The 12,704-nt window shown below is 71.4% G+C and carries 10 protein-coding genes and 3 pseudogenes; 8 read left to right on the top strand and 5 right to left on the bottom strand.

Annotated elements, in window-relative coordinates; all coding sequences use genetic code 11:
- Positions 1-43: 43 nt before the first annotated feature.
- A pseudogene (gene aroC / locus RUMESO_RS03250) lies at positions 44-1,149 on the bottom strand (chorismate synthase).
- 115 nt (positions 1,150-1,264) lie between these two features.
- Between aroC and rfbC the strand changes: the two are divergent.
- Both rfbC and rfbA read left to right on the top strand, forming a co-directional pair.
- The gene (gene rfbC / locus RUMESO_RS03245) at positions 1,265-1,834 is read left to right on the top strand and encodes a dTDP-4-dehydrorhamnose 3,5-epimerase (RefSeq protein WP_037278061.1); all 570 of its coding nucleotides are present in this window, start codon (positions 1,265-1,267) and stop codon (positions 1,832-1,834) included.
- Positions 1,831-2,729: pseudogene (gene rfbA, locus RUMESO_RS03240) on the top strand (glucose-1-phosphate thymidylyltransferase RfbA). Before rfbC ends, rfbA begins: the two are co-directional and overlap by 4 nt.
- Here rfbA and epsE read toward each other — a convergent pair.
- The 3 genes from epsE to RUMESO_RS26760 form a co-directional block, all read right to left on the bottom strand.
- A complete protein-coding gene (gene epsE / locus RUMESO_RS03235; protein WP_082483324.1) occupies positions 2,683-3,963 on the bottom strand; it encodes an exopolysaccharide biosynthesis GT4 family glycosyltransferase EpsE in 1,281 nt (426 codons plus the stop codon). The pseudogene rfbA and the gene epsE sit on opposite strands and share 47 nt — an antisense overlap.
- Before the next feature lie 80 nt (positions 3,964-4,043).
- Positions 4,044-5,114: an FAD-dependent oxidoreductase gene (locus RUMESO_RS26765; protein WP_245639120.1), complete on the bottom strand. Its 1,071-nt coding sequence runs from the start codon at positions 5,112-5,114 to the stop codon at positions 4,044-4,046.
- On the bottom strand, positions 5,111-6,028 hold the full coding sequence (locus RUMESO_RS26760) for an oxidoreductase (protein WP_245639119.1): 918 nt from the start codon (positions 6,026-6,028) through the stop codon (positions 5,111-5,113). Before RUMESO_RS26760 ends, RUMESO_RS26765 begins: the two co-directional genes overlap by 4 nt.
- A 347-nt stretch (positions 6,029-6,375) precedes the next feature.
- Between RUMESO_RS26760 and RUMESO_RS03225 the strand changes: the two genes are divergently transcribed.
- The 6 genes and pseudogenes from RUMESO_RS03225 (at position 6,376) to uvrC (ending at position 12,016) form a co-directional block, all read left to right on the top strand.
- On the top strand, positions 6,376-7,317 hold the full coding sequence (locus tag RUMESO_RS03225) for an ABC transporter ATP-binding protein (protein ID WP_037278060.1): 942 nt from the start codon (positions 6,376-6,378) through the stop codon (positions 7,315-7,317).
- Positions 7,314-8,076: pseudogene (locus tag RUMESO_RS03220) on the top strand (ABC transporter permease). The gene RUMESO_RS03225 and the pseudogene RUMESO_RS03220 overlap by 4 nt, the downstream one beginning before the upstream one ends.
- Before the next feature lie 38 nt (positions 8,077-8,114).
- Entirely contained in the window at positions 8,115-8,912 is a 798-nt protein-coding gene (locus tag RUMESO_RS03215; RefSeq protein WP_037278059.1) for a S49 family peptidase, read from the top strand.
- Positions 8,909-9,121: a hypothetical protein gene (locus RUMESO_RS03210; RefSeq protein ID WP_051520962.1), complete on the top strand. Its 213-nt coding sequence runs from the start codon at positions 8,909-8,911 to the stop codon at positions 9,119-9,121. The genes RUMESO_RS03215 and RUMESO_RS03210 overlap by 4 nt, the downstream gene beginning before the upstream one ends.
- Positions 9,118-9,894 carry an SDR family oxidoreductase gene (locus RUMESO_RS03205; protein WP_037278058.1) on the top strand — a complete coding sequence of 259 codons (777 nt, stop codon included), beginning with the start codon at positions 9,118-9,120 and terminating at the stop codon, positions 9,892-9,894. The genes RUMESO_RS03210 and RUMESO_RS03205 overlap by 4 nt, the downstream gene beginning before the upstream one ends.
- Positions 9,895-10,141: 247 nt before the next feature.
- On the top strand, positions 10,142-12,016 hold the full coding sequence (gene uvrC / locus RUMESO_RS03200) for an excinuclease ABC subunit UvrC (RefSeq protein ID WP_051520974.1): 1,875 nt from the start codon (positions 10,142-10,144) through the stop codon (positions 12,014-12,016).
- 343 nt (positions 12,017-12,359) lie between these two features.
- Here uvrC and RUMESO_RS03195 read toward each other — a convergent pair whose 3' ends face one another.
- A complete protein-coding gene (locus RUMESO_RS03195; RefSeq protein ID WP_037278057.1) occupies positions 12,360-12,611 on the bottom strand; it encodes a DUF4236 domain-containing protein in 252 nt (83 codons plus the stop codon).
- Positions 12,612-12,704: the final 93 nt, after the last annotated feature.

Below are 12,704 nucleotides of genomic sequence, written 5' to 3'. Positions count from 1 at the left end.
GCCCGGCGGGGTAGGGGAAGTTGCGCCCGCCCCTCGGACCGCCTCAGCCGATCCGCCCCCGGACCCCGCCCGTCTGCCCCCGGTCGAGCAGCAGGTGGTCCGCCAGCACCAGCGCCATCATCGCCTCGCCCACCGGCACCGCCCGGATGCCCACGCAGGGATCGTGCCGTCCCTTGGTCACGACCTCGGCCGGGCTCCCGTCCATGCGGATCGACCGGCGGGGCGACAGGATCGAGGAGGTGGGCTTCACCGCGAAGCGCACGACGATGTCCTGCCCCGAGGAGATGCCGCCCAGGATGCCGCCCGCGCGGTTCGACCCGAAGGCGAGCTCCCCGCCATCGAGGAAGATCTCGTCCGCGTTCTCGCGCCCCGTCAGCGCCGCCGCCGCCATGCCCTCGCCGATCTCCACGCCCTTGACGGCGTTGATCGACATCATGGCCGAGGCGAGGTCCGAGTCGAGCTTGCCGTAGATCGGCGCGCCGAGGCCGGCGGGGACGCCCGACGCGACGACCTCGACCATGGCGCCCACCGAGTTGTGGTCGTCCTTTCGGAGCCAGTTCAGGTAGTCCTCCCACTCCGGTGCAGCGACCGGATCGGGGCACCAGAAGTCGTTCCGCCCGATCTCCTCGGGGTCGAAGCGCGAGCGGTCGATCCTCTTCGGCCCCATCTGCACCATGTAGCCGGTGATCCGCACCTCCGGGGCGAGCGCGGCGAGCACCTGACGCGCCACGCCCCCGGCCGCGACCCGCGCCGCGGTCTCGCGCGCCGAGGAGCGGCCGCCGCCCCGGTAGTCGCGGACGCCGTATTTCAGGTGATAGGTCAGGTCGGCGTGCCCCGGCCGGAAGGTCCGGGCGATCTCGCCGTAGTCCTTGGAGCGCTGGTCGGTGTTCTCGATCATGAGGCTGATCGGCGTGCCGGTCGTGACCCCCTCGAAGGTGCCGGACAGGATGCGGACGGCGTCGGCCTCCTGCCGCTGGGTGGTGTGGCGGCTCGCGCCGGGCCGGCGCCGGTCGAGCCAGGGCTGGATCAGCTCCTCGGACAGCGGCACGCCCGGGGGGGCAGCCGTCCACCACCGCGCCCAAGGCGGGGCCGTGGCTCTCGCCCCCAGGTCGTGAAGCGCAGCAGGTGACCGAAGGTGTTGAGGCTCATGGGGCGGGCTCCGTGGTTCCCGTGCCCTTACCCCAAGCCCCCGCCGCCCGGAAGCCCGTGACAGGCCGGGCCCGCCTTGCTAGAGCCGGTGCGGGACAGGCAAGGGACAGGCCCTGTGCAGATCGACGACACCGCCCTTCCGGGCGTGATGATCCTGACGCCCCGGCGGTTCTCGGACGCCCGGGGCTGGTTCATGGAAAGCTGGAACCGCGAGACGCTCCGCGCGAGGGGGATCGACCTCGACTTCGTGCAGGACAACCACTCGCTGAGCCTGGAGCCCGGCACGGTCAGGGGCCTCCACTACCAGCGACCGCCGCACGCGCAGGCCAAGCTCGTGCGCGTAGTGGCGGGCCGCATCCTCGACGTGGCCGTGGACGCGCGGAAGGGCTCCCCGACCTACGGCCGCTGGGTGGGCGTGGAGCTCTCGGCCGCGAACGGGCGGCAGCTCCTCGTCCCGGTCGGCTTCCTGCACGGCTTCGTGACGCGCGAGCCCGACACGCAGGTCGCCTACAAGTGCACGGACGTCTATGCGCCCGACTGCGACGGCTCGGTCGCCTGGGACGACCCGGACCTCGCGGTCGACTGGGGCCTCGGCGCGGATGCGGCGGTGCTCTCCGACAAGGACCGCGCGGCGCCGCGCTTCGCGGATTGGGACAGCCCCTTCGCCTGGGATGGCCGCGAATGACCGGCCGGAAGGGCATCATCCTCGCGGGGGATCGGGGACGCGGCTCTATCCGATCACCATCGGGCTCTCCAAGCAGCTCCTGCCCGTCTACGACAAGCCGATGATCTACTACCCGCTGTCGGTGCTGATGCTGGCGGGCATCCGCGAGATCGCGGTCATCACCACGCCGGCCGACCAGGACCAGTTCCGGCGCACCCTCGGCGACGGCAGCCAGTGGGGCCTGAGCCTCGCCTACATCGCCCAGCCCTCGCCGGACGGGCTCGCGCAGGCCTACCTGCTGGCCGGGGAGTTCCTCTCGGGGGCGCCCTCGGCCATGGTGCTGGGCGACAACATCTTCTTCGGCCACGGCCTGCCGGACCTGATGGCCGAGGCCGACGCGCAGGAACGGGGCGGGACCATCTTCGGCTACCATGTCGCCGACCCGGAGCGGTACGGCGTCGTGGAGTTCGGCCCCGACGGCCAGGCCCGCGCCCTCGTCGAGAAACCCGAGGTCCCGCCGTCCAGCTACGCCGTCACCGGCCTCTACTTCCTGGACGGCTCGGCGCCCGAGCGGGCGCGGGCCGTGACGCCCTCCGCGCGGGGCGAGCTCGAGATCACCACGCTGCTCGAGAGCTACCTCCACGAGGGCCGGCTCACGGTGAAGACCATGGGCCGGGGCTATGCCTGGCTCGACACCGGGACGCACGGCTCGCTCCTCGACGCGGGCAACTTCGTCCGCACGCTGGAGGAGCGGCAAGGCCTCCAGACCGGCAGCCCGGACGAGGTCGCCTGGCGGCAGGGCTGGATCACCCGGGACGCGCTCGCAGCACGGGCCGGCCTCTTCGGCAAGAACGCCTATGGGCGCTACCTCATGTCGCTCGCCAACGACCGGGACCCTCGCGGGACGACGCGCTGATCGGGGTGGCCGCGATCGGGGGCAGGTCGTCCTCGATCTCGTCGAAGGGCCGAAGGCCCATCTCGCGCATCAGGGACAGGGCGCCGCGGCTCGCGTCGAAGTCGGCCTCCACGCGGGCACGGGCCGCCCGGGAGACCGTCGTCGCCCGGGCGGGGCTCCGGGCAAGGCCTTCGAGGGCGCCCGCCAGCGCCACGGGATCGCGCGGCGGGACCAGGATCCCGTCCACGCCATGCGTCACCAGCTCCCGCGCGCCGCCGGTCGCGGTGCCGACGACGGGAAGGCCGCAGGCCATGGCCTCCATCAGGGCCACGCCCAGGGGCTCGCGGTGGCTGGGCAGGGCGAAGGCATGGGCGGCGCGGAGCTCCTCCAGCACCCGCCCCTCGCCCAGCGTGCCGAGGAGCGCGACCCGGCCGTCGAGCCGCAGCTCGCGGATGCGCGCCTCCAGGACCTGGCGGAAGCCCCTGCCGCCCGCGTCGTCCTCGCCCGCGATGCGCAGGGTGGCCGGGGTGCCCCGGTCGGTCAGGCGGCGCAGGGCGGCGAGCAGGTCCTGGAAGCCGCGCGCCTCCTCCAGCCGGCCGCACGCGAAGATGCGGAACGGCCCGCCCGAGGCGGCAGGGGCGTAGGGGTCCTGACGGCTGAAGGCGAGGGTATCCACGCCCATGGGCTGCACGACCACGCGGGCGGGACGATCCTCGCGCAGGACGGTCTTCACCTCGGCGAGGAGGCGCCGCGTCACCACGGTCGCGAAGCGGGCGCCGCGCCACTTGAAGTTCTGCCCCGGCCCGTCCTCGGACAGGGGGCCGTGGAGCGTCAGGCTGTAGGACGGGCCTCCCAGCCTCTCGGAGAGGGCGGCGATCGTCGCCACGAGGCCCGTCGAGTGGACATGGACGTGCCGCAGCGAATGGCGCGCGGCGCTCTCGGCCAGCGCCAGGGCGGGGCCGAGCGCCCGGACGAGGTCGGCCCCGAAGCCGCGCTCGGCGCCCCGGATCTCGCCCCAGGGCAGGGCGGGCAGGGCGCGAAGGCCCGTGGCGGCCCGGCGGGCCAGATATTCGGTGCGGGCGGCGGCCTCGGCCGACCAGGGATGAACGAGATGGTCGGGTGCCGGGGGGCGAGTGGAGTAGGTCACCACCTCCACGCCCTGCGCCTCGAGGGCGCGGATCTCGCGCCAGAAGGCGGGGTGGCTCGGCCCCGGAAAGCACGGGACGAGATAGCCGATCCGCGGTCGTATCGCCATGTCCAAGAGCCCTGGCCCCTTCCCCCCGGGGCAACGGGAGCCTGCCCCAGGTTCGGCGGTCCGTCAAAGGCTAAGCAGCGTCAGAGCCCCAGCGCCCAGCGCCGCCCGTCATGGAAGGCGAGCGCCGCCATGCGCGGCGCGGCGGCGTCCCCGAGCGAGGCCGCCCCCAGGCCCCGTCCGGCCAGCTCCGCCGCCAGCGTCCCGTCCGAGCGGTTGGTCGTGGCCATCACGAGGTCGTCCGCCGGGACCCGCGTCACGGCGCCGGTCAGGAGGTCCACCACCTCGGCCCCGCCGCCGTTGCCCAGCCATTCGGCGACCGCCGACTCGAGCACGAAGCGCACCCCGAGCGCGGCGAGGCGGCGGCGCAGCGGCAGGTCGGCCGCGCTGCGCTGGAGCTCCTTGCCGACCAGCGGATCGGGCGTGACCACCGTCACCGCGTGCCCCGCCTCGGCGAGCGCCCAGGCCGTGCCGCCGCCGCGCCAGTTGCCGCCCTCGTCGAGGACGATCACGGAGGACCCGAGCCGGGCGCGGCGGGACAGCACGTCCTCGGGCGACCAGACCCGGCCCCGCTCGATCCCGGGCAGGCGCGGAAGGTGGGCCAGGGCGCGCTGGAAGCCGTCGGGATCGGGCAGCGACCCGATGGCCAGCGCCACGTGGTCGGCCCCATGCGCGACGATGTCGTCCGCATCGAGGAAGGCGTTCAGCCGCAGCTCCACGCCGAGCTTGCCGAACTGCCGCTCGTACCATTGGAGGAGCTCGCCGATCTGGCCCCGGCGCGGCTGCAGCCCGGCCAGGCGGAACTGCCCGCCGATCTCGGGCCCCGCCTCGGCGAGGGTGACCTCGAAGCCGCGCTCCGCCGCGGCCCGCGCGGCCTCGAGCCCGGCCGGACCGGCGCCGACGACGAGCACCCAGGCGGGACGGGAGGCCGGGGCGAAGCGGTCGCCGCCCCAGTCCCACTCGCGTCCCGCCGAGGGATTGACGAGGCAGGAGATCCAGTAGTCGCGGCTCCGCCGGCCCCAGCACATCTGGTTGCAGGAGATGCAGCCCCGCACGTCCTCGGGCCGCCCCTCCATCGCCTTGCGCGCAAGGTGCGGGTCCGCGATCTGGCCGCGCACGATGGACACGAGGTCGGCCGCGCCGCTGCCGATCACCTCCTCGGCGTTGTCGGGGTGCGGATATGGGCCTCGGCCGTGACCTTGGCCTGGGTCAGGGCGCCCTTCAGCACCCGCGCGAGGTCCGCGCCCAGCTTCTCGGGGTAGAGGAAGGTGGGCATGAGCTTGTGGAAGTCGAAGTAGCTCCCCACGCCGCAGGTGACGTAGTCCATGGCCCCCTCGCGGTCGTGGAGCGCCAGGATCTCGGCCAGGGATTCACGGCCCAGCGCGGCGGGGACGTCGGGCTCGTCGCTCACCGCCAGGCCGACGATGAAGTCCTCGCCGCAGGTCTTGCGGATGCGGTGCAGGATCTCGCGCGAGAGGCGGGTGCGGTTCTCCAGGCTGCCGCCCCAGCGGTCGTCCCGGGTGTTGGAGAAGGGCGTCCAGAACTGGTCGAGGAGGGCGTGGTAGGCCGCCCAGACCTCCACCCCGTCGAAGCCCGCCTCGCGGCAGCGCCGCGCCGCCTGGACGAAGGACTCGATGGTCTCCTCGATCTCGGCCTCGGTCATCGCGTGCGAGCCGTCCGAGTCGTGCCAGGACGGTGCGCCCGAGGGCGACCAGCTCGGGTGCCAGGAGTTGTCCGCGTCGCCGTGCGCGCCGACGTGGTAGAGCTGCTGGAGGAGCACGGCGCCCTCGGCCCTGACCGCCTCGGTCAGGCGGCGGAAGGCGGGGACCACGGCGTCGTCGCCCGGGCGGAAGTTCCCGCGCGTCAGCACCGCCGCCTGGTGGACCGGCATGGGCTCCATGACGATCATGCCCGCGCCGCCCAGGGCCCGCTCGCGCAGGTAGCCGATCTGGCGGTCGGAGGGCAGCCCGCCCTCGGCCATGTTGTTGGTATGGGCGCCGAAGACGATGCGGTTGCGCAGGGTCCTGTGGCGGAGCTGGAGCGGTTGCGTGACGTGCTTGTAGGGCATGGGACCTCGGGAGATGCGCCCGCAGTCGAGGCCAGCCCGGGCCGCTCGTCAAGCGCCGGGGCCGTCATCCGGCGGCCCGGCAGCGGCAGGGTGGAAGCAGGGGATCGCCGGACACGGGCGGGTCAGTCGGGGACCCGCCCTTCGATCGGCTCGGCCGCGCCCGGCGTGGGCCGCCGGCCCCGGGTCCTCGGTCTCGCGGTGGGCCCGGGGCACGTGGTCGGGGGCGAGCCGAAGCGTCCTCGTCATGTCGCCGGTCATGTCGCGGGACCTGCCCGACCGGGTAGGGTATTCCGCCTTGGCCGGGGCTCGCGGCTGCGTTACCAAGTCGCACCCTGAACGGAGGTCCCATGGCGCCGATCCTCTCCATCCGCGACCTGCGCAAGACCTACGACTCGGGCTTCGAGGCGCTCAAGGGCGTCTCCCTCGAGATCGAGGAAGGCGAGATCCTGGCGCTGCTCGGCCCCAACGGGGCGGGCAAGACGACGCTCATCTCCGCCGTCTGCGGGATCAACCGGATCACCTCGGGCACCGCCACCGTGGGCGGGCACGACATCGCCCGCGACTGGCGGGCGGCGCGGGACCTCATCGGGCTGGTGCCGCAGGAGATCAGCCTGGAGCCCTTCGAGAAGGTGCATCGCACCGTGGCCTTCTCGCGCGGGCTCTTCGGCAAGCCCAAGGACGACGCCCATGTCGAGAAGGTGCTCCGCCAGCTCTCCCTCTGGGACAAGCGGGACGCCAAGGTGATGGAGCTCTCGGGCGGGATGAAGCGGCGGGTGCTGATCGCCAAGGCCCTGGCCCACGAGCCGCGCGTGCTGTTCCTCGACGAGCCCTCGGCGGGCGTGGACGTGGAGCTGCGCCGCGACATGTGGCGCGTGGTGGCGGAGCTGCGCCGGTCGGGCGTCACCATCATCCTGACGACCCACTACATCGAGGAGGCCGAGGCCATCGCCGACCGCGTGGCGGTGATCTCCAAGGGACGCATCCTGCTGGTCGAGGAGAAGGCCCGGCTCATGCAGCAGATGGGGCAGAAGGTCCTGCACGTGACCCTCCAGCAGCCGCTGAACGCCGTGCCGGAGGGCCTGGCCCAGTTCCACCTCACCCTCGAGGAGGGCGGGCGGCGGCTGACCTACCACTACGACACCAAGGCCGAGCGGACGGGGATCGCCACGCTCCTGTCCGCGCTGGCCGCGGCGGGGATCACGGTCGCCGACCTCGACACCGAGGCCTCGTCGCTGGAGGACATCTTCGTGGGACTCGTGCATGGCGACGAGCGGGAGGCGGCGGAATGAACCTCTTCGCGGTCCGGGCCATCTACGTGCAGGAGATGGGGCGCTTCTTCCGCACGGTGACGCAGTCGCTGATCGCGCCGGTGCTGTCGACCTCGCTCTACTTCGTGGTCTTCGGCGCGGCCATCGGCGGACGCATCCAGGAGGTCGAGGGGGTCTCCTACGGGGCCTTCATCGTCCCCGGCCTCATAATGCTGTCGGTCATCACGCAGGGCATCTCGAACGCGAGCTTCGGCATCTACTTCCCCAAGTTCATCGGCACGATCTTCGAGATCCTCTCGGCCCCCGTGAGCTTCTTCGAGGCGGTGCTGGGCTACGTCGGCGCGGCGGCCAGCAAGTCCTTCATCATCGGGATCATCATCCTCGTCACGAGCTGGTTCTTCGTGGACATCCAGATCGCGCATCCCTTCGCGATGCTGGCCTTCCTGGTGCTGACCTGCGTGAGCTTCGCGCTCCTCGGCTTCATCATCGGCATCTGGGCCTCGAACTTCGAGCAGCTCCAGCTCATCCCGCTCCTCGTCATCTCGCCGCTCGTGTTCCTGGGGGGTAGGCTTCTACTCCATCTCCATGCTGCCGGGGGTCTGGCAGAAGGTGGCGCTCATCAATCCGGTGGTCTACCTGATCTCGGGCTTCCGCTGGTCGTTCTTCGGCATGGCGGACGTGCCGGTGGGGGTCTCGCTCCTCGCCATCGCGGCCTTCACCGCGATCTGCCTGAGCGTGGTCTGGTGGATCTTCCGCACGGGCTGGCGGCTCCGGCGCTGAGCCTTGCGCGGGCGGGGGCCGGGGCTTAGGTGCGGACCATGCAGTCCCTTCCCGACCTCCTCCGCCTGAAGCGACGTCCCACGGTCTCGGTGCTGCGCCTGCAGGGCGCCATCGGCATGGGGGCGCGGTCTCTGACCGACGCGGGACTCGCGCCCGCCATCGAGGCGGCGTTCAAGGCCAAGCCGGTGGCCGTCGCGCTCCAGATCAATTCGCCCGGCGGCTCGCCCGTGCAGTCCTCCCTGATCGCCGGACGCATCCGGCGGCTTGCGGAGGAGAAGCGGGTGCCGGTGCTGGCCTTCGTCGAGGATGTGGCGGCCTCGGGGGGCTACTGGCTCGCCACCGCCGCGGACGAGATCTGGTGCGATCCGGGGTCCATGCTGGGCTCCATCGGGGTCATCAGCGCGGGCTTCGGCTTCCAGGACCTGATCGCGCGGCTGGGGGTGGAGCGGCGGGTCCACACGGCGGGGCGGTCGAAGTCGCTGCTCGACCCGTTCCGGCCCGAGAAGCCGGAGGACGTGGAGAGGCTCGACCGGTGGCTCTCGCAACTGCATGACGTGTTCATCGCGCAGGTGCGGGGGCGACGGGGTTCGAAGCTCAAGGACGACCCGGACCTGTTCACCGGCGAGGTCTGGATCGGCGAGCGGGCGGTGAGCCAGGGCCTCGCGGACGGGATCGGGCATATCGGCCCGGTGCTCCGGTCCCGCTTCGGCGAGAAGGTGCGCGTGCGCCGCTACGGGCAGCGGCGGTCGCTGCTGTCGCGGTTCGGGCTGTCGCTGGCCGAGGAGGCGGCGGGCCTCGTGGAGGAGCGGGCGGCCTTCGCCCGGTTCGGGCTGTGATCCTCATCAAGTCGGCGATCCTGTTCCTGCTGTTCATGGTGGCCATCGCCATCTGGGGCCGCTTCCGGGGGCCGAAGCGCCGGACCTTGGCCCGTCGCGCCTCGCCCGAGATCACGCCGCCGCGCCCCTCGGCCAAGCGCGACCCCTACTGCCCCGGCTGCGGCCGTCGCCGCATCGGCCCGGGACCCTGCGCCTGCGGTCGGCCATGAGGGCGCTCGTCACCGGGGCGGGGGCGCGGCTCGGGCGGGCCATGGCGCTCAAGCTCGCGGAGCGCGGGCACGACGTGGCGGTGCACTACAACGGCTCGCGCGAGGGCGCCGAGGAGGTGGTGCGCGAGATCGAGGGGATGGGCCGGCGCGCGGTGGCGCTGCAGGCGGACCTCCTCGACGAAGGGGCGACGGCGGCGCTGCTGCCGAAGGCCGCAGAGGCGCTGGGGGGGCCGATCACCGTCCTCGTCAACAGCGCCTCGATCTTCGAGTACGACAACATTTCGACCGCCACGCGGGAGAAGTGGGATCGGCACTTCGGCTCCAACCTCCGCGCGCCGTTCCTGCTGATCCAGGCGCTCGCCAAGCAGGTGCCGGAGCCGGTGAAGGACGGGAACGGCGAGCCGGTGGCGCAGGGTCTCGTGGTCAACATGATCGACCAGCGGGTGCGGAAGCTGACGCCGGAGTTCATGACCTACACCCTGGCCAAAGCGGGGCTCTGGACGCTGACGCAGACGGCGGCGCAGGCGCTGGCGCCCCGGGTGCGGGTCAACGGGATCGGGCCGGGGCCGACGGTCCGGGGGCATCGGCAGAGCGAGAGCCACTTCGCCCGCCAGCGCGCCGCGACGGTGCTGGGGCGGGGCTCCAACCCCGAGGACATCGTGGCGGCGCTGGGCTACCTCCTCGACGCCAAGGCGGTGACGGGAGAGCTGCTGCTCGTGGACGGCGGGCAGCACCTGGGGTGGAGGACGCCGGACATCCTGGGGCCGGGCTGAAAGTTATCCACAGCTTCTCCACCGGGGGTTGGGAAAAGTCCGCGGCAGCCTCGGGATGCTGCGCTGCCGCAGGAAAAACCGAATCCCGACAGGGCCGTAGCTTCGGGGGCGACTCTCACGCTGCGGCTGCGAAGGCTCGAACGTCCGACCTGAGTCGCGGCGTTCCGTCCCCCGAGTTATCCACAGCCGGGGCTGTTTCGTCCCCGCGACCCGCATTAGATTGCCCTTCCACACCATCGACAGCGCCATGCCCGACGACCTGATCCCCCAGACGCCCGAGATGCCCGCCCTCACGGGGCACGAACGCATCGCGGCCTACCTGCGCCAGCTCGACTCCTCCCCCGGCGTCTACCGGATGCTCGATGCGGAGAACCGCGTCCTCTATGTCGGCAAGGCCAAGAACCTGAAGGCGCGGGTGTCGAACTACGCCCGGCCCTCGGGGCACAGCCATCGCATCGCCCGGATGATCCGGGAGACGGCGTCGATGATGTTCCTGACCACGAGGACCGAGACGGAGGCGCTGCTCCTGGAGCAGAACCTCATCAAGCAGCTCAAGCCGCGCTACAACGTGCTGCTGCGGGACGACAAGTCGTTTCCGAACATCATCATCAGCGCGCACCGCTTTCCCCAGATCCGCAAGCACCGGGGGGCGCGGACGGACAAGGGCGACTACTTCGGGCCCTTCGCGAGCGCCGGGGCGGTGAACCGGACGCTGAACCAGCTCCAGAAGGCGTTCCTGCTGCGGAGCTGCACGGATTCGGTGTTCTCGTCGCGCACGCGGCCCTGCCTGCTGCACCAGATCAAGCGGTGCAGCGCGCCTTGCGTGGGCCTGATCTCCGAGGACGACTACGCGGATTCGGTCTTCGACGCCGCGAGGTTCCTGTCGGGCAGGACGACCAAGGTGCAGGAGACCTTGGCCCGCCAGATGCAGGAGGCCTCCGAGGCCATGGAGTTCGAGCGCGCGGCGGCGCTGCGCGACCGGATCAAGGCGCTGACGCAGGTGCAGACCGCGCAGGGGATCAACCCGAGGACGGTCGCGGAGGCCGACATCGTCGCGCTCCACATGGAGGGCGGGCAGGCCTGCGTGCAGGTCTTCTTCATCCGCGCCCACCAGAACTGGGGCAACCACGACTTCTATCCGCGCCTTGCCGGCGACGACGATCCGGCCGAGGTCATGCAGGCCTTCCTGGGGCAGTTCTACTCGGACCGGGACCCGCCGCCGCTGATCCTCGCGTCGAACGGCGTGGACGAGCCCGAGGTGCTGATGGCCGCTCTCTCGGAGAAGGCGCGGCGGCGGATCGACCTCGTGGTGCCCCAGCGGGGCGAGAAGGCCGAATTGGTCGAGGGCGCGCTGCGGAACGCCCGCGAGAGCCTCGCCCGCCGCATGAGCGAGTCGGCGGCGCAGGCGAAGCTCTTGGAGGGCCTCGCGGAGAAGTTCGAGCTGCCGGGCGTCCCGCGCCGGATCGAGATCTACGACAACTCCCACATCATGGGGACGAACGCGATCGGCGCCTTCGTGGTCTCGGGGCCGAACGGCTTCGACAAGGGCCAGTACCGCAAGTTCAACATCGAGACCGCCAAGCCCGGCGACGACTTCGGCATGATGAAGGAGGTGCTGACGCGCCGCTTCACGCGCCTCCTCAAGGAGGACCCGGACCGCGAGTCGCCCGCCTGGCCCGACCTCCTGCTCATCGACGGCGGGCAGGGGCAGGTCTCGGCGGTCTACGAGGTGCTGGCCGAGCTGGGGGTCCACGACATCCCGATGGTGGGCGTCGCCAAGGGCATCGACCGCGACCTCGGCAAGGAGGAGTTCCACCGGATCGGCAAGCGGCCCATGGCGCTGCCCCACAACGACCCGGTGCTCTACTTCGTCCAGCGGCTGCGGGACGAGGCGCACCGCTTCGCCATCGGCACGCACCGGGCCAAGCGGGCCAAGAGCCTGCTCGCGAACCCGCTCGACGAGATCCCGGGCGTGGGGGCGACGCGGAAGCGGGCGCTGCTCCAGCATTTCGGCAGCGCCAAGGCGGTGAGCCGCGCGGCGCTGGTGGACCTCAAGGCGGTGCCCGGGGTGTCGGACACGCTGGCCGAGACGATCTACGGGTATTTCCACGAGAAGGGGTGAGAACGAAGCACCCACATTCTGCTCATTGTCCTACAGTTTGAACTTCTTCTTTTTGGGCCTCTTCTTGGCGGCTCTGGCTGCGAAACCTGCTTCCTGAACGCTTTGACGACGAATAGCCGTAGCCAAGTAGATTCCTTTCTTCCTGCTAGTCTTTGCAGAGGCAGTAGGTCCTGAATTTCCGCGCTGTGTGCCCATCCCAACGGCACCAACGCCCTCAAGCTCGAAATGGCCTTTGTTTCCCATGAGGCTGGCTCATCCAAGTTACGCAACAAATGCTACCGATCTGCTCGTTCAAAGGGCAAGCTCATTTTGTGAAATCCGACTCTGGGCCGGCTCTCAAAGATTACGCAAGCAGCCACACCGCCAGGATCACGAGGACCAGGACAGCGCCCGCGACCGAAATCCCCGACCGGCCGGCGACGCGCTGGCGGTAGGACAGGCCCGTCCCGGGGAGGCCCGCGCTGCCCTCGACGCCGCGCCGGCTGAGGTTCACCGAGGCGCCGGGGCGGCCCAGCGTGGCGCTGACGCCGCTCTTGCTCAGGTTCAGGCGGAGGCCGGGGGCGAGGCGGAGCGATCTCTGGAAGCGGAAGCCCATGGCGGCCTTTCGGTTGGAGGTGACCCCGCCAGCATAGCCGGGCCGGGACCGCGCGGAAGGCGGCGCTCCTTCAGGGCCGGTCGGATGAGGCAC

It is taken from the genome of Rubellimicrobium mesophilum DSM 19309 (genome assembly GCF_000600335.2).
GTDB classification, from domain to species: Bacteria; Pseudomonadota; Alphaproteobacteria; order Rhodobacterales; family Rhodobacteraceae; genus Rubellimicrobium; species Rubellimicrobium mesophilum.
The sequence above is the reverse complement of the archived record's forward strand: the minus strand, read 5'-3'. Positions and strand labels throughout refer to the sequence as shown.